The organism is Paracoccus aminovorans, from assembly GCF_001546115.1.
Classification (GTDB): Bacteria; Pseudomonadota; Alphaproteobacteria; order Rhodobacterales; family Rhodobacteraceae; genus Paracoccus; species Paracoccus aminovorans_B.
The window spans coordinates 2,027,178-2,043,424 of sequence record NZ_KQ955208.1; the positions used below are offsets into that span (position 1 = coordinate 2,027,178).

Genomic DNA, 16,247 nt, shown 5'->3' on the forward strand with positions numbered 1-16,247 from the left:
GCGCATCACTAGGCTCCCTCGGGGCTGGGCTCGACCCCGGCCATCAGGCAGCCCAGGTCGCCGGTCGTGGTCGCTTCGGGCCGCCGTTCGCCCATCACCCGGCCGTCGAACATCACCGCGATGCGGTCCGACAGCGCCATGATCTCGTCGAGCTCGACCGAGACCAGCAGCACCGCGCGGCCGGCGTCGCGCAGCGCCACGAGGCGCTTGTGGATGAACTCGATGGCGCCGATGTCGACGCCGCGCGTCGGCTGGCCGACCAGCAGCAGGTCCGGATTGCGCTCGACCTCGCGCGCGACGACGATCTTCTGCTGGTTCCCGCCCGAGAAGCTCTTGGCCGGCAGGTCGGGATCGGGCGGGCGCACGTCGAAACGCTGGATCTTGCCCTGCGCATCGGCGCGGATCGCGGCCTGGTCCATCAGCCAGCCGCGGTTGAACCCGGGCGCGTCGTGATAGCCGAAGGCCACGTTCTCCCAGGCGGAGAAATCCATGATCAGGCCCTCGGCCTGCCGGTCCTCGGGGACATGGCCGATGCCGGCCCGGCGGCGGGCGCGGCCGTTCGAGCCCGACAGCGGCAGCACCTTGCCGTTCAGCCGGATCTCGCCGGAAAGCTGGCTGCCGGGCTCGGGGAAACCGCCGAGGATCTCCAGCAGCTGCGTCTGGCCGTTGCCGGCGACGCCGGCGATGCCCAGGATCTCGCCGGCGCGGATCTCCAGGTCGATGCCGCGCAGCCGCTCGACGCCCTGGGCATCGACCATGCGCAGGCCGCGCAGCTCCAGCACCGGCGCGCCGGGCTGCGCCGGGCCCTTTTCCACGCGCAGCAGCACCTTGCGGCCGACCATCAGCTCGGCCAGCGCGGCCGGGCTGGTCTCGGCGGTCCTGACCGAGGCCACCATCTCGCCCCGCCGCATCACCGAGACATTGTCGGTGATCTCCATGATCTCGCGCAGCTTGTGGGTGATCAGGATGATGGTCTTGCCCTCGTCGCGCAGCCCGCGCAGGATGCGGAACAGGTGGTCGGCCTCGGCCGGGGTCAAGACGCCCGTGGGCTCGTCCAGGATCAGGATATCGGCCTGGCGATACAGCGCCTTCAGGATCTCGACCCGCTGCTGGTGGCCCACGGACAGATCCTCGACCAGCGCGTCGGGATCGACCTGCAATTCGTATTCCCGCGCCAGCCGCTGCAATTCGCCGCGCGCCCGCGCCAGCGAGGGGCGCAGAAGGCCGCCGTCCTCGGCCCCGAGGATGACGTTTTCCAGCACGGTGAAGTTCCGCACCAGTTTGAAATGCTGGAACACCATGCCGATGCCGGCGCGGATCGCCGCCTGGCTGTCGGCGATGGCGATGGGCCGGCCGCCGACCAGGATCTCGCCGGCATCGGGACGATAGAAGCCGTAGAGGATCGACATCAGCGTCGATTTCCCGGCGCCGTTCTCGCCGATGATGCCGTGGATGGTGCCGCGCGGCACCACCAGGTCGATGTCCCTGTTGGCCTGCACCGGCCCGAAGGCCTTGCAGATCCCCCGCAATTCGATCGCGGGGGCGCCGGCCGATGCCATCACTTCACCGGGCAGGTATTGTCGGTCATGTAGTCATGCACCTTGACCGAGCCATCCTGGATGCCCTTGCTCGCGGCCTCGACGGCGGCGGCCATCTCGGGGGTGACCAGCGGCTTGTTGTCGTCGTCGATGGCCACCGAAACGCCGCCCGACTTCAGGTCCATGACCTTGACGCCCGGTTGCAGGTCGGCCCCGGCCTTGAAGGCCTCGTAGACCGAATTGTCCACGCCCTTGACCATCGAGGTCAGCACCTTGCCCGGGTGCAGGTGGTTCTGGTTGCTGTCGACGCCGATCGACAGGATCCCGGCGTCGGCCGCCGCCTGCAGGACGCCGATGCCGGTGCCGCCCGCCGCGGCATAGATCACGTCCGCGCCCTGGCTGACCTGGGCCTTGACCAGTTCGCCGCCCTTGACCGGGTCGTTCCAGGCCGCGGGCGTGGTGCCGGTATAGTTGATGATGATCTTGCCATCGGGCTTTGCTGCCTTGAAGCCCTGGGCATAGCCGCATTCGAACTTGTGGATCAGCGGGATGTCCATGCCGCCGATGAAGCCCACGGTGCCCGATTTCGAGGCCTGCGCCGCCATCACGCCCGCCAGATACGAACCCTGTTCCTCGGTGAAGACCACGGATTGCACGTTCGGCTGCTCGACCACCATGTCGATGATGGCGAATTTGGTGTCGGGATAGTCGGGGGCGACCTTGTTCAGCACCTCGCCGAAGGCGAAGCCGGTCATGACGATGGGATTGGCGCCCGATTGCGCCAGCCGGCGCAGCGCCTGTTCGCGCATCGCCTCGGACTGCATCTCGAGTTCCTTGTAGCTGCCGCCGGTTTCGGACTTCCAGCGCTCGGCGCCCTGATAGGCGGCCTCGTTGAAGGATTTGTCGAACTTTCCGCCCAGGTCGAAGATCAGCGCCGGATCGGCCAGCGCGGCCAGCGGCAGCAGGCCAAGGCTGGCGCCGGCCAGCAGGATTTTCATCAGGGACATGTTCGAACCTCAAGCTGTTGCGGGCGATTCAGCCCGGGAATAGCCGGATTAGGGCGCAAGGGCCGGACTCCGTCAACAGTTAGTCGCAGGCGGTGAAGCGGCGGCGCATCAGGATCGCGTCGATGCTGGGGGCATAGTAATTCCGCCGCCGGCCGGCGCTTTCCCAGCCGCGCCCGGCGTAAAGCGCGATGGCGCCGGCATTGCCCTCGGCCACCTCGAGAAAGGCCTCGGCCGCGCCGCGCGCTTGTGACGCAACGGCAAAATCGCGCAGCAGGGCCGAGCCCACCCCCTGCCGCCGCGCCTCGGGGGCGACGGCCAGGGTCAGAAGCTCGGCCTCGCCGGCCACGGCGCGGCCCAGCAGGAAGCCCTGCGGCCGGGTCAGCAGGAAATTCAGCGGGCTGTTCAGCAGGTCCTCGAACTCGGGTGCCGACCAGGGCCGGGGATGGGCAAAGAAGCAGCGCAGATGCAGCGCCGCCAGATCGTCCGAGTCCATCACCGCGCCCATCACGGTCAGGCCAGCATGACCGGGCCGCGGTCGCGCGCCGGCGCGGCCTCGGCGGGGCGCAGATAGATCGGCGCCGGGCGCGGCAGGCCGGGCGTATCGCGGCGCTCAAGCGCGATGCGGGCGATGGCCTCGGCCAGCGGCATCAGCGGGGTCAGCACCGGCGGGCCGGGCGGCAGGTCTTCGGGCGCGGATTGCCGGGGCTGGCTGTCGGCGCCCGGGCCGAAATCCTGCCAGATCACCTCATCGCCGCGCGCGGGCAGGAGGATGCGGCAGGGAAGGGGCAGGCCGTGTGCCGCAGCCTCGGCCAGGCCCACGCCCACGGCGGGGATGCCGAGCGACAGCGCCAGCCCGCGCGCCGCCGCGACCGCGATGCGGATGCCGGTGAAATTCCCCGGCCCGGTGCCGCAGCCGATCACCGACAGGTCGCGCCAGGTCGCGCCGGCCCCGGCCAGCAGGTCCTGCAGCAGCGGCATCAGCCGTTCGGCCTGGCCGCGCGCCATCTCCTCGCGGGTCTCGGCCAGCAGTCGGTCGCCTTGCAGCAAAGCGGCCGCGCAATGCGCGGCCGATGTGTCGAAGCCCAGCGACAGCGGCTCAGCCAACGGGTCGGACCTCGGTCACTTCGGGGATATAGTGGCGCAGCAGGTTCTCGATGCCCATCTTCAGCGTCAGCGTGGACGAGGGGCAGCCGGCGCAGGCGCCCTGCATGTGCAGATAGACCACGCCGCGGTCGAAGCCGTGGAAGGTGATGTCGCCGCCGTCCTGCGCCACCGCCGGGCGGACGCGGGTGTCGAGCAGTTCCTTGATCTGGTTGACGATCTCGGCGTCGGGGCCGTCCTGGTCGTTATGGGCGCTGGCGGCCGCGCCTTCGATCGCCGGGGCGCCGGACTGGTAATGCTCCATGATCGCGCCCAGGACCGAGGGCTTCAGATGGTCCCAGACCGCCTCGTCCGCCTTGGTCACGGTGACGAAATCCGAACCCAGGAACACGCCCGCCACCCCCGGAACCGCGAAGATGCGGCTGGCCAGCGGGCTGGTGGCGGCGGCGCCGGCTTCGGGGAAATCGGCGGTGCCATTGCCCAGCACGGTCTCGCCGGGCAGGAACTTCAGCGTGGCGGGATTCGGGGTGGTCTCGGTCTGGATGAACATGGCGGGGCTCCTTTGCCCGGGGATATGGGGATCGAAGGGGGCGCAAGTCAAGCTAGAGCGGGTGGCCATTCGCCGCCGCCAGCGCCGAAAAGACCCAGAAATTCACCAGCGCATGCGCCAGCGCCCCGGTGCCGGCCGTGCCCGACGACAGCCGTGCCGCCGTCATCACCGGCGCGATCAGCGCCGCACCGGCCAGAAGCCTGGCCGCGTCCTGTCCCGAAAGCGCCGCGCCGGCGGCGGGGGCAAGATGCCAGGCCACGAACAGCGCTCCGGCCGCCAAGGCCGCACCGCGCCCGGGCCGGGGCAGCAGGGCGCCGCGCCAGAACGCTTCTTCCAGCGCGCCATTCGCGGCCGCGGCCAGTGCCGCCACCACCAGCACGCCGGGCGACAGCTGCGCGGGCGCCGTCCCCCAGCGCAGCGCCGCGGCCAGCACCAGCGCCGCCAGCGCCAGCGTCGCCGCGGCCGAGGGCCGGCGCAGGCGCAGCGACCATCCGCCGCAGCGGGCCAGCGCCAGCGCGAGCAGCGCCCAATAGGTGGCGAGCCCGGCCAGATGCGCGTCCAGCGGGCGCAGCCCGGACCGGCCCAGCAGGTGAAACAGCGCCGCCAGTGCCGGGATCGCCGCCAGCACGGCCAGCGCCAGGGCGCGGTTCATTTCGTGATCTGTTCCAGCCGCTCGCGCGAGATGTCGCCGGGGACGATGGTGATCGGGCAGGGCAACGTAGCCATTTCGCGCATAAGCCGCGTGACCAGCGGCCCGGGTCCGGCGCTTTCGGTCGAGGCGGCCAGCACGACCACGCCGATCTCGGGGTCCGCGCCGATCTGGGCCAGAAGCTCGGTCCCCGGCTCGCCCTCGCGCACGACCAGCTCGGGCTCGACCCCGGGACGGTCGCGCATCCATTTGGCGAAGACCTCGAAATGCGCCTCGATGCGCTCATAGGCCTCGGCGCGCATGACGTCGGCGACGCCCATGCCATGCTGGATGGTATTGGCCGGGATCACCGCCAGGACCTGCACGCCGCCGCCGGTGCTGGCGGCGCGCAGGGCGGCATAGCGGATGGCGTTCAGGCATTCGCGCGACTCGTCCAGAACCACCAGAAATTTCCGCATCTTTCCCCTGCCGGCTGCCGCGCCATGGGCAAAGACTGGCCGAAAGGACACGGTCGCGCAAGTCTTGTGCGCTTTCCCCCTTGCGTCGGTTTGCAATCCGGGTGCGCTATGTTAGGCGATAAAGTCAGTCAAATTGCCGAACACGGGACGCAACTGTGACAATCCACCAGGACTGGGAAAAGGCCGATCTTGCGCGGCTGGCCACCTTGCCCCAACCCGCGATGTCGTGGTTCAAGGGCGACGGCGACGCGGCGCAGGTCTCGGCGATGCCGGTCTCGAAGCGGCTGTTCGACATCGTGCTGGCGCTGGTGCTGCTGGTGCCCCTGTCCTTCGTCATCGCGGTGTTCGCGCTGATCCTGCTGGTCGTGCAGGGCCGGCCGATCTTTTACGCCGCGCCGCGCATGGTATCGCCGACGCGCAGCTTCACGCATCTGAAGTTCCGCACCATGCTGCGCCAAGACGGCGATTTCGGCGTCACCGGCGCGCACAAGGCCTGGCGTATCACGCCCTTGGGCCATTTCATGCGCCGCACCCGCATCGACGAATTGCCGCAGCTGTTCAACATCCTGAAAGGCGACATGAGCTTCGTCGGCCCGCGCCCGACGATCCGCGAATATGTCGACCGCTATCCGGTGGTCTATGGCCAGGTGCTGAAAAGCCGGCCCGGCGTCACCGGCTTGGCGACGCTGGTCTATCACCGGCACGAGGACAAGATCCTGCGCCGCTGCAAGAGCGCCGAGGCGACCGAGGCCGCCTATGCCGGCCGCTGCCTGCCGACCAAGCTGAAGATCGACCTGATCTATCAGAAGAACCGCACCCTGGGGCTGGACCTGTGGATCCTGTGGCGCACGATCCTGGTCGTGGTCTACAAGGACGAACGCCCGCGCCGGCGCGGGCGCAACTGATCCCCCGACGGCCGCCCTCGGGACGGCATTTCGTCCTCTGGCGCGCCGCCGCTTTCTGCCCTAGTTTCGCCGGCACGAAGACGGGGACACAAGTTTGCAGCAAAGAATCCTGGTGACGGGAGGGGCCGGGTTCATCGGCAGCCACCTGGTCGAGCGCCTGCTGGCCGAGGGGCATGACGTCACCGTCCTGGACGACCTGTCCAGCGGGTGCCGCGCCAACCTGCCGCCGGGCGCGCGGCTGATCGCGGGCGATGTGCTGGACGAGGAACTGCTGCCGCAGGTGCTTGCGGGGGTCGAGCGGGTGTTCCATCTCGCGGCGCGGGTTTCGGTTCAGCTCTGCATCTCGGACTGGATGGCGGCGCATCGGGTGAACCTGGGCGGCACCATGGCCGTGCTGCAAGCCGCGCAGCGGGCGGGCAACGTGCCGGTGGTCTATGCCTCCTCCGCCGCGGTCTATGGCAACCGCTCCGGCACCGCCTGCGCCGAGGATGACCTGCCGCTGCCGATCTCGCCCTATGGCGCCGACAAGCTCGGCTCCGAGCATCAGGCCCGCGCGATGGCCGAGGTGCATGGCCTGGCCTCTGTGGGCCTGCGCTTTTTCAATGTCTACGGGCCTCGGCAGGACGCGGCCTCGCCCTATGCCGGGGTGATCTCGAAATTCTGCGCCAACCGGCGGGCCGACCGGCCGCATGTGATCTTTGGCGACGGCGGCCAGAGCCGCGACTTCGTCTATGTCGCCGACGTGGTCGAGGCGCTGCTGCGTGCCGGCGCGGCGGCGGCCCGGGGCGGCGGCGCGCAGGTCTTCAACATCTGCACCGGTGCCGGGACGACGCTGCTGGAGCTGGTGGCGCAGCTCGACCGCCTGGCCGGACGCGGCGCGAGCCCGGTCGAACATGCCGCCCCGCGCAGCGGCGACATCCGCGAGTCGCTGGGCTGCCCCCTGGCCGCGCGCGAAGGCCTGGGCTTCACCGCCCGGACCGGCATTGCCGAAGGGCTGCGGGCGCTGTGGGATCAGCCGGGGAACGGCGCCGGGTCGTAGCCCACGCCGGTCAGGTACAGCCCCTGCGGCGGGCAGACCGGGCCACAGGCGGCACGGTCGCGGGCGGCCAGCGCCTCGGCCACGCGGTCGGCAGGCCAGGCCCCGGCGCCGACCCGCTCCAGCGTGCCGACGATCGAGCGCACCTGGTTGTGCAGGAAGGACCGCGCCCGCAGGTGAAAGCGGTATTCGCGGCCCTGCGGGATGGCGATCTCCTCGATGCGGATCTCGTCCAGCGTCTTCACCGGGCTCTTCGACTGGCACATGGTCGAGCGGAAGGTGGTGAAGTCGTGCAGGCCCAGCAGATGCGCGGCCCCGGCCCGCATGGCGTCGAGATCCAGCGGGTTCTGCACCTGCCAGACCCGGCCGCGGTCATGCGTGACCGGCGCACGCCGGGCGACCAGCCGGAAGGTATAGCGCCGCTCATGCGCCGAAAAACGGGCGTGGAAATCGTCGCCGACCCGCGCGGCCGACAGGATGGCGACCGGCGCGGGCTTCAGGTGCCAGTTCAGCGCCTCGGACAGCCGGAACGGGTCCCAGTCGCGGAGCAGATCCCCATGGGCCACCTGGCCGGTGGCATGGACGCCGGCATCGGTGCGGCCGGCTGCCGCGATCCGGGCACCCTGCGCAAAGCCGGGGTCGAGCCGGGCCAGCGCCGCCTCGATGGCGCCTTGCACGCTGGGCTGATCGGCCTGGGCCTGCCAGCCGGCGAAGGGCGTGCCGTCATATTCGATCAGCAGGGCAAAACGGGGCATCAGCGGCGCTGCTTCTCGCCTGTCCGCGGAATCAGCAAGTCGTCCATGGTCATCGGGCGCTCGGGCCCGGGCATGGCGGGGCGCAGCCCTTCGCGGGACAGCCGCTCGCGCAGCACGCTGATCTCGATGTCGAGATCGCTGCGGCCGCCTTCCAGCAGCCGGGCGCTGCGGGCGGCGAATTCGGTTTCCAGGTCGTCGAGCAGCGTCTCGTAATCCTGCCGGGCGCGCGGGTCGCGGGTCTGGGCATAGAGGTCGGCGAACTTCACCGTCGCGTCGCGGGCGCCTTGCAGATAGACGCCCAGGTAGCGGCGCAGCGCGGCGATATGGTCGGGGTCGTCCTCGATATGGCCGAACAGCTCGCGCGCGGTGGCGGCGAACATGCCGACGCGCGCCTCCAGCCGGCGGTCGCCGGTGCGCAGGATGGCATCCTGCATCGCCTTCAGATGCGCCTCGCCCTCGGTGACGATGCGCTGGGCGCGGTCCTGCTGGAAGGCGTCGACGCCCTCCATGCCCTTGTCGCGCATCGGGTCGGTGCCGAAGGCCAGCCAGTGCAGCACGGCGCCGGCAACGCCGATCACGCCCGCGCCGGCCTCGGCGCCGGGGACCCAGGCGCCGATGGCAAGGCCGAGCCCGGTCAGGATACCGCCGAACAGCTTGCGCGGAATCGCCGGGCGGCGGGCGACGCGGCGGGCGTCATAGGCGGCCTCGGCCTGCAGCCCCTCGCGCGTCATCCACATGCCCGAGGCGATGGCGCCGAAGGCGACCAGCTGCAGCGCCAGCCCGGTCGGATCCTGCCAGAAGGCGCTGAGCAGGAGGGGGATCGCCATGATCGTGACCCAGCGGGTGCGCGATTCCAGCGGGTGGCGGATTTCCCCCGGCGCCGGGCGGGCCGGCGGGCGGGGATCGGTGCCGTCAAGGCGCGGCTGCGGCGAGAAGCGGCCGCCAAAGCGTCTGGCCATGGCTTCAGCCCGCGCCCATGGTGGCGGCATAGAGCGTCAGCCCCATCAGCAGGAAGAAGGACAGGCGCTGCATCGCTTTCTGGGACATCGGCTTCCTTTCGGCGCGTCTTCGCGGATTGCCCGCAGGATATAGGACGCGGCGGCGGCGAAAGGAAGGGCGGCGGCCGGGGGGCTTTGCCCCCCAGCGTTTCGCGCATCCGTGGAGTGCAGGACGGGGGCTTCGCCCCGTTCGTCGCTGAAAAAGGTCCACCGGACCTTTTTCCGGGCGCTCCTCACCCCCCAGGATATTTATCCAAGAAAGAAGCCGGTCAGCCCTCGATCCTGCCGAAATCCGCGATCAGCCGGCCGGCCTCGCGGATGCGCGAGAGCAGGTTCAGCCGGTTGCGCCGGACGATCTGGTTGTCGGTGTTGATCTGCACCGTGTCGAAGAAGGCGTCGATGGGCCTGCGCAGTGTGGCGATGCCCTGGGTCGCGGCCTGGAAATCCTCGAGCCGCACAGCCTCGCGGATCGCGGGCTCGGCCTTGTCGAGGGCGGCGAAGAGGGCGCGTTCGGCATCGGTTTCGGCGAATTTCGGGTCGGCGCCGAAGCTGTATTCGACGCCATCCTTTTCCTCGGCCTGGGCGAGGATATTGCCGGCGCGCTTCAGCCCTTGCAGCAGGTTGGTGCCGTCCTCGGTTTTCAAGACGTCGTTCAGGGCGGTGGCGCGGTTGACCAGCAGCACGAGGTCGTCGTTGCCGGGCATGGCGATGACGGCGTCGATGATGTCGTGGCGGATGCCCTGGTCTTTGAGGAAAACTTTGAGGCGGTCGTGGAAGAAGGCGAGGAGGTCGGTAGACAGCGAGGTTAGCCGTTTATCTCCGGAAAGCAGTCGCTCCTCCCCCAGCTTCGGCTCAGCCTCTTCATCCTCAAACCATACCAACATCAAATCCGTCACGCGATCGGCAGAAAGCGCGGTATAGAAATCTTCGATTGAAGCATTGAAACTCACGTCATCCGGGTCGTCAGGATGGGCGCTGGAAACGCGCAGCCAGTTTTTCGCTTCAGCAGTCTTTCCAGCAGGAAGAAACGCCAGTTCGCTAGAAAACCGGACATTGTGCCAAAGCGACGAGGCAGCCACCTCGGCAAGCTGACGAAGAGAAATTCGCACCCCATTCCCAAGAACCAGCCGGATCACCCCCAGCGCCGCCCGCCGCAGGGCAAACGGGTCTTTCGACCCCGTCGGCTTCTCATCAATCGCCCAGAAGCCGGTCAGCGTGTCCAACTTGTCAGCCAGCGCCACGGCCACCGAAACCGGCGCCGAGGGCACCGCGTCAGAAGGGCCAAGCGGAGAATAGTGATCGCGGGCGGCGTCGGCGACCTCGGGGGTCTTGCCGGCCTCCAGCGCGTAATAGCGACCCATGGTGCCTTGCAGCTCGGGGAACTCGCCGACCATGGCCGAGCGCAGGTCGAGTTTCGCGATCCTGGCGGCGTCCTCGGCCTGGTCCGCATCCGCGCCGACCAGCGGCGCGATCTCGCGCGCCAGGGCGGCGATGCGGGCGATGCGATCCGCCTGGCTGCCGAGCTTGCTCTGGAAGGTGACGTGAGCCAGCCCCTCGGCCCAGTCAGCCATGCCCGACCGCGCCTCGCGCAGGTCGTTCTCCCAGAAGAAGGCCGCGTCCGAGAGGCGCGCGGCCAGCACGCGCTGGTTGCCCTTCAGGATCGTCTCGCCATGGTCCGGGGTCTCGATATTCGCCACGGTGACGAAGCCCTCGATGCGGCCGGTCTTGGGATTGCGGGCCGAGAAGAACTTCTGGTGCTCTTTCATCGAGGTTTGCAGCACCTCGGGCGGCAGGGACAGGAAGCGGTCCTCGATGGCGCCCATCAGGGGGACGGGCCATTCGACGAGGCCGGCAACCTCGGTCAGCAGTCCATCGTCGGGCATGATCTCCCAGCCGCGGGCAAAGGCGAGGTTCGCGGCCTCTTGCCGGATCGCGGCCTCGCGTTCGGCGGGGTCCAGCATGACCTTGGCGCGGCGCAGCTTGGCGGCGTAGTCCTCGAAGCCCGAGACGGCGAAGGCGTCGGGGGCCATGAAGCGGTGGCCGCGGGTGCTGTTGCCCGCCGTGATGCCCTCGATCTCCAGCGGCACCACCGCGGCGCCGGATTCGTCCGAGAGCAGGCAGATGATGGAATGCAGCGGGCGCACCCAGCGCAGCGCGCCCGCGCCCCAGCGCATGGATTTCGGCCAAGGGAAGTTGCGGATGGTGGTTTCGAGCACCTCGGCCACGATCTCGGACGCCGGGCGGCCGGGCTTCTGGATCACGGCGAACCAGACCTGGCCCTTCTTGTCGTCGCGCGCCTCGAGCTGGTCCCTGGTCAGCCCGGTCGAGCGCAGGAAGCCTTGCAGCGCCGCGTCGGGGGCGTCGGTGCGCGGGCCCTTGCGTTCCTCGCGCGTGGTCGGGCTGTGGGCGGTCAGGCCCTCGATGGTCAGGACCAGGCGGCGCGGGGTCGAAAGGCTGCCTGCCGAGGCATAAGTCAGCCCGGCCTCGACCAGGCCGTCGGTGACGAGTTTCCTCAGGTCCTCGCGGGCGCGGGCCTGCATCCGGGCCGGGATTTCTTCCGAAAAGAGTTCGATCAGCAGGTCGGGCATCAGTCGATGGTCCTTTTCTCTTCGGCTTCTTCGTTCAGTTGGCGCCATGCGTAGGCGCGCCCGTCGGGATAGACGGCGATGACATTGTCGATCTTGGGCGCCACGTCGTGCTGGGCCAGATAGGCGGTGGCGCGGCCGGCGGCCAGATCCTCGGTCAGCGCGGCCGGGTCGAAGCAGCGAAACCAGCGCGGCGGGATCAGCGGCGTCGGCGTGGCATAGACCTGCGCGCCAGTCGCCGCCGCCGGGTCGGTGGTGAAGCAGGCGCGGTCGGCCAGCGGCGAGCTGACCGAATAGATGCCGCGATAGTCATGGACCGGCAGCACCGGCCCGCCGGCCAGCGCGATGTCTTGCGGCGGGTCGGTCACTTCGCGGTAATAGTAATAGACCTGCAGGTAATACATGCCGGCGCCGGCGACCAGCACCAGCAGGGCGAAGAAGATCGCGATGACCTTGCCGCTCACCGTCTCAGGCTCCGGCGGGGAAGGCGGGCAGGGCCTCGCCCGTGGCCGCGGAGGTGGTCACGAACAGGTCGGCGCAGCGCTTCGCCAGCGCGCGGACGCGGCCGATATAGGCCTGGCGCTCGGTGACCGAGATCACGCCGCGCGCGTCCAGGAGGTTGAAGAGATGGCTGGCCTTGATCGCCTGGTCATAGGCCGGATGCGCCATCGGGATCGCGCGGCCCGCCGCGTCGGTTTCCGGGGCCGAGAGGATGCGGTCGCATTCCGCCTCGGCGTCCTTGAAATGTTGCAGCAGCGTGTCGGTATCGGCCTGGTCGAAGTTCCAGCGCGAATATTCCCGCTCGGCCTGGCGGAAGATGTCGCCATAGCGCAGCGGGATCGGGCTGTCGGGGTGGTTGAAGGGCATGTCCATGACATGCTCGACCCCCAGCACATACATCGCCAGCCGTTCCAGCCCATAGGTCAGCTCGCCCGAGACGGGCCGGCAGTCGTGGCCGCCGACCTGCTGGAAATAGGTGAACTGGCTGACCTCCATGCCGTCGCACCAGACCTCCCAGCCCAGGCCCCAGGCGCCCAGCGTCGGGGATTCCCAGTCGTCCTCGACGAAGCGCACGTCATGGATCATCGGGTCGAGGCCGATGGCCTTGAGGCTGCCCAGATACAGCTCCTGCAGGTTCGGGGGCGAGGGTTTGATGATGACCTGGTATTGGTAATAGTGCTGCAGCCGGTTCGGGTTCTCGCCATAGCGGCCATCCGTGGGCCGGCGCGAGGGCTGGACATAGGCCGCGGCCCAGGGCCGGGCGCCAAGCGAGCGCAGCGTCGTGGCCGGGTGGAAGGTGCCGGCGCCGACCTCCATGTCATAGGGTTGCAGCACGGCACAGCCCTGCGCGGCCCAATAGGACTGCAACCGCAGGATCACGTCCTGAAAGCAGACGGGTTTCGCCGTCTGATTGTCCTTTGGGCTGGTCATCGCGGCTTCCTTCGGCATAACTGGCAGGAAATGTCTGCCGCCTTCTAGGCAGAGGGCGGCGCAGGGTCAATGAGAGGGACGGGTTCATGCGGCGCTTTGCGTGGGTCATCGGTGCGGCGCTGCCGCTTGTCTGGACAGCGCCGGTGCTGGCCGAGGATGTGGTGATCCGCATCGAGGCCAAGCGCGGCGCCGAGGCCGCCGCCCAGACCGCCGCCGCCTGGGGCGCACAATTCCCCGACGTGGTGACCTTCCCGGCCGGCAGCGACTGGGTGGCGATCGCGCTGGGCCCGATGCCGCGCGAAGCGGCCGCCGTCCGGCTGGAGCAGCTGAAGGCCGAGAATAAGGTGCCGGGCGACAGCTTCCTGTCGCCGGCCGAGGGCCGCGAGCTCACCCGCATCGGCGCTGCCGATTCCCCGGCCGCGCCGGCGGATGCGGCACCGGCGGCGGGCAGCGCCTCGACTTTTCCCCAAGACGCCGAGACGGCGGCGCCCGAGCCGGCGGTTGGCGATCTGGCCGGCGAGGATGCCCCCGCGCCCGAGCCGGCCGCTGCGCCTGCTGTCGAGCCGGCCGCCGAGCCCGCCCCCGAGCCGGTCGCGGAACCGGCGCCGGCGCAATTCTTCCTGCGCCTCGATTCCAGCCCCGACCGTGCCAAGGCCGAGGAACTGCTGGAAACCTGGCGCCAGACCCTGCCCGAGGCCGGGCTGTGGACGCTGCCGAACGGCCGCTCGGCGGTGGCCTTCGGCCCGATGGACGAGGTGACGGGCAAGGCCTGGCTGCGCGCCCTGCGCAATGCCGGCGCCGTGCCGAAGGATGCCTTCCTGTCCCCCGGCGAAGACATGGGCGAGATCGCGATCATCGGCGCCAAGCCCGATCTCGGCGCGCCCCCGGCCGAGGATGCCGCGCCAGTGCCGATGCCGCCCTTGGAGCAGATCCAGCGGGCGCTGCGCTGGGCCGGGCATTACCAGGGCGCCATCGACGGCAAGGACGGGCCGATGACGCAAAAGGCCATCGCTGAGGAGATCGTGCGCCTGCGCGCCTCGCCCGACACCGCCACCGCCATGGCCGAACTGATCCGCCGGCGCGAGGCATGGCGGGCCGAGATGGGGCTGACGCCGTTGCAGGACGCCCATACCGGGCTGATGCTGCCGGCGCCGATGGACAGGCTGCAATTCGACCGCGCGGAACGGGCGCTGTCGATCTATGGCCCCAAGGACGGCTCGGGCGCGGCGCTGATCCTGTTCTCGCAGCCCGGCGGCCAGCAGGAGATGCTGGACATCGCCGGGCTCGTCACCGCGCTGGGTTGGGTGCCGGCGCCGGAGCGCAAGGTCGAACGGGGCAGCGTCATGCTGGACGGCCGCAACCAGACCCATATCGGCCATGCCGAGGGCCGGGTGGTGGATGGCCGGGTGCAGGGCTTCGTGTTGATCTGGCCGATCTCGGACCCCGAGGACCAGGTGCGGCTGGCGGCCGAGATCTCGGACAACCTCTCGCGTTTCGCCCCCGGCGCGGGCGAAGCGCAGCCGGAGGTCCCCGCTATCGCCCCCGCGGCGGCGGCGCAGAACTAGCCGCGCCAGAACCGGGGCAGGAACAGCACCAGCACCGACAGCAGTTCCAGCCGGCCCAGATACATGCCGAAGATCATCAGCCATTTCGCCGAATCGGGCAGGTCGGTGACGGCGCCGTTCGGCGTCAGCTCCGGCCCCCAGATCACGCCGACATTGGCGATGGCGGTCCAGGCCCCGGTCAGCGCGGTGCGTGGATGCAGCCCGGTCAGCGCCAGCCCGACGATCAGCAGGCCGAAGCTGAGGATGAACAGGGTGAAGAAGGACATCACCGAATCGACCACGTCCTGTTCCAGCGGCCGGTTGTCGTAGAGCAGCGGAAACACCCGGTGCGGCGACTGCATGCGCCGCAGCTGCGCCTTGACCGCCTGGAACAGCACCAGATAGCGGAACACCTTGACCGAGCACGAGGTCGAGCCGGTGCAGCCGCCGATCAGCCCGACGATCACCAGGATGACGAAGGGGAAATGCCCCCATTGGATCATGTCGGTCGAGGCGAAGCCGGTGCCGGAAAAGGTCGAGATGACGTTGAAGGTGGTCTCGCGGATCACGTCCAGCGGGTTCTGCGCCTTGAGCCAGAACAGCCGGTAGAGCACGATCACCGCGATGGCATAGAAGGTCCAGCGCAGATAGGCCCGGACCTGGATGTCGCGCCAGATCGGCTCGGCCTGGCCGCGGATCAGCTGCACCATGCGGATGAAGGGAATCGAGGCCAGGATCATGAAGAAGGCGGCGGCATATTCCGCCGGCCCGATGAAGGGCGCGAAGCTGGCGTCGTAATTCGAGAACCCGCCGGTCGAACAGGTCGAGAGCGCCAGCACCAGCGCGTCGAAGCCGTTCATGCCCAGCAGGATATAGACCACCATGCAGGCGGCGGTCATGGCGAAATAGACCCCGGTCATCTCGCGCGCGATATCGAAGGCGCGCGGCAGGATCTTGCCCAGGGTGTCGAAGCCTTCCGAGCGGAAGAACTGCATGCCGCCGACCTTCATCACCGGCAGGAAGATCATGGCGACGACGATGATCCCCAGGCCGCCCGCCCAGTTCAGGAAGGCCCGCCACAGGTTGGTGCCCTTGGGCAGGTCGTCGAGCGCGGGGAATGCGGTGGTGCCGGTGGTGGTGACGCCCGACATCGCCTCGAAATAGGCGTCGGTGAAGCTGACATGCGGGGCGCCGAGGATGAAGGGCAGGGCGCCCGCCACCGGAACCACCAGCCACAGCATCGCCGTCAGCAGGAAGACCTGGTGGATGCTCAGCGACTTGTCGGCTTGGGCGGTGGCGAGGCTGACGAGACCGCCCGCCAGCATGGTCAGCAGCCCGGACTCGAAGAAGCTCTGCCAATGCGGGTCGCCATGCCACCAGTCGACCAGCATCGGCAACGCCATGGTTGCCCCCAGCGTGACGACGATCTTGCCGACGATATTGGCCACGGGGCGGACATCCATCATGACGCCCTGCTTGCCGCGCCGCGTGAAAGGCGTCAAGCGCGCGACGCTTGCGCGGCCGGCCGCCACCGCCTATAGAAAGCCTCGATGCGGGTGTAGCTCAATGGTAGAGCAGCAGCCTTCCAAGCTGAATACGTGGGTTCGATTCCCATCACCCGCTCCATCCATCCTGCCACGCGCGATCCGGCTTCTTTCTTGCGGAAATATCCCGGGGGAACGCCCGAAGG

Annotated in this window: 16 protein-coding genes and 1 tRNA gene; 4 read left to right on the forward strand and 13 right to left on the reverse strand. The window is 69.1% G+C overall.

Features of this window, described 5'->3' with window-relative positions; translation table 11 throughout:
- Positions 1 to 8 precede the first annotated feature (8 nt).
- The 7 genes from ASV56_RS10400 to ASV56_RS10430 all read right to left on the reverse strand — a co-directional run bounded on the left by ASV56_RS10400 (position 9) and on the right by ASV56_RS10430 (position 5,303).
- Positions 9 to 1,559 carry an ABC transporter ATP-binding protein gene (locus ASV56_RS10400; protein ID WP_062561902.1) on the reverse strand — a complete coding sequence of 517 codons (1,551 nt, stop codon included), beginning with the start codon at positions 1,557 to 1,559 and terminating at the stop codon, positions 9 to 11.
- Positions 1,559 to 2,545: a BMP family lipoprotein gene (locus tag ASV56_RS10405; RefSeq protein ID WP_062561903.1), complete on the reverse strand. Its 987-nt coding sequence runs from the start codon at positions 2,543 to 2,545 to the stop codon at positions 1,559 to 1,561. Before ASV56_RS10405 ends, ASV56_RS10400 begins: the two co-directional genes overlap by 1 nt.
- Before the next feature lie 79 nt (positions 2,546 to 2,624).
- Positions 2,625 to 3,038, reverse strand: a complete 414-nt coding sequence (locus ASV56_RS10410) for a GNAT family N-acetyltransferase (protein ID WP_082724816.1) — start codon at positions 3,036 to 3,038, stop codon at positions 2,625 to 2,627.
- A gap of 17 nt (positions 3,039 to 3,055) precedes the next feature.
- Positions 3,056 to 3,649 carry a tRNA (adenosine(37)-N6)-threonylcarbamoyltransferase complex dimerization subunit type 1 TsaB gene (gene tsaB, locus ASV56_RS10415; protein WP_062561905.1) on the reverse strand — a complete coding sequence of 198 codons (594 nt, stop codon included), beginning with the start codon at positions 3,647 to 3,649 and terminating at the stop codon, positions 3,056 to 3,058.
- Entirely contained in the window at positions 3,642 to 4,196 is a 555-nt protein-coding gene (locus ASV56_RS10420) for a NifU family protein (protein ID WP_062561906.1), read from the reverse strand. The genes tsaB and ASV56_RS10420 overlap by 8 nt, the downstream gene beginning before the upstream one ends.
- Before the next feature lie 52 nt (positions 4,197 to 4,248).
- On the reverse strand, positions 4,249 to 4,848 hold the full coding sequence (locus ASV56_RS10425) for a CPBP family glutamic-type intramembrane protease (RefSeq protein ID WP_062561907.1): 600 nt from the start codon (positions 4,846 to 4,848) through the stop codon (positions 4,249 to 4,251).
- On the reverse strand, positions 4,845 to 5,303 hold the full coding sequence (locus tag ASV56_RS10430) for a universal stress protein (protein WP_062561908.1): 459 nt from the start codon (positions 5,301 to 5,303) through the stop codon (positions 4,845 to 4,847). Before ASV56_RS10430 ends, ASV56_RS10425 begins: the two co-directional genes overlap by 4 nt.
- Positions 5,304 to 5,458: 155 nt before the next feature.
- Between ASV56_RS10430 and ASV56_RS10435 the strand changes: the two genes are divergently transcribed.
- Together ASV56_RS10435 and ASV56_RS10440 are read left to right on the forward strand one after the other, a co-directional pair.
- A complete protein-coding gene (locus ASV56_RS10435) occupies positions 5,459 to 6,208 on the forward strand; it encodes a sugar transferase (RefSeq protein ID WP_082724784.1) in 750 nt (249 codons plus the stop codon).
- A 112-nt stretch (positions 6,209 to 6,320) separates the two neighbouring features.
- A complete protein-coding gene (locus tag ASV56_RS10440) occupies positions 6,321 to 7,247 on the forward strand; it encodes an NAD-dependent epimerase/dehydratase family protein (protein WP_253879951.1) in 927 nt (308 codons plus the stop codon).
- Here ASV56_RS10440 and truA read toward each other — a convergent pair.
- The 5 genes from truA to ASV56_RS10465 all read right to left on the reverse strand — a co-directional run bounded on the left by truA (position 7,220) and on the right by ASV56_RS10465 (position 13,013).
- Positions 7,220 to 7,999, reverse strand: a complete 780-nt coding sequence (gene truA, locus ASV56_RS10445) for a tRNA pseudouridine(38-40) synthase TruA (protein WP_062561910.1) — start codon at positions 7,997 to 7,999, stop codon at positions 7,220 to 7,222. The two genes, ASV56_RS10440 and truA, sit on opposite strands and share 28 nt — an antisense overlap.
- A complete protein-coding gene (locus ASV56_RS10450; protein WP_062561911.1) occupies positions 7,999 to 8,958 on the reverse strand; it encodes a 5-bromo-4-chloroindolyl phosphate hydrolysis family protein in 960 nt (319 codons plus the stop codon). The genes truA and ASV56_RS10450 overlap by 1 nt, the downstream gene beginning before the upstream one ends.
- A 308-nt stretch (positions 8,959 to 9,266) precedes the next feature.
- The gene (gene glyS / locus ASV56_RS10455; RefSeq protein ID WP_062561912.1) at positions 9,267 to 11,585 is read right to left on the reverse strand and encodes a glycine--tRNA ligase subunit beta; all 2,319 of its coding nucleotides are present in this window, start codon (positions 11,583 to 11,585) and stop codon (positions 9,267 to 9,269) included.
- The gene (locus tag ASV56_RS10460; protein ID WP_062561913.1) at positions 11,585 to 12,046 is read right to left on the reverse strand and encodes a DUF6446 family protein; all 462 of its coding nucleotides are present in this window, start codon (positions 12,044 to 12,046) and stop codon (positions 11,585 to 11,587) included. Before ASV56_RS10460 ends, glyS begins: the two co-directional genes overlap by 1 nt.
- 4 nt (positions 12,047 to 12,050) lie before the next feature.
- Entirely contained in the window at positions 12,051 to 13,013 is a 963-nt protein-coding gene (locus ASV56_RS10465; RefSeq protein ID WP_062561914.1) for a glycine--tRNA ligase subunit alpha, read from the reverse strand.
- 86 nt (positions 13,014 to 13,099) lie between these two features.
- Between ASV56_RS10465 and ASV56_RS10470 the strand changes: the two genes are divergently transcribed.
- Positions 13,100 to 14,578 carry a peptidoglycan-binding domain-containing protein gene (locus ASV56_RS10470; protein WP_062561915.1) on the forward strand — a complete coding sequence of 493 codons (1,479 nt, stop codon included), beginning with the start codon at positions 13,100 to 13,102 and terminating at the stop codon, positions 14,576 to 14,578.
- Here the strand turns inward: ASV56_RS10470 and ASV56_RS10475 are convergent.
- On the reverse strand, positions 14,575 to 16,023 hold the full coding sequence (locus tag ASV56_RS10475; RefSeq protein WP_062562321.1) for a TrkH family potassium uptake protein: 1,449 nt from the start codon (positions 16,021 to 16,023) through the stop codon (positions 14,575 to 14,577). The genes ASV56_RS10470 and ASV56_RS10475 overlap by 4 nt on opposite strands.
- Before the next feature lie 86 nt (positions 16,024 to 16,109).
- Between ASV56_RS10475 and ASV56_RS10480 the strand changes: the two genes are divergently transcribed.
- Positions 16,110 to 16,183: transfer RNA gene (locus ASV56_RS10480), tRNA-Gly, on the forward strand.
- The last annotated feature ends 64 nt before the right edge of the window (positions 16,184 to 16,247 follow it).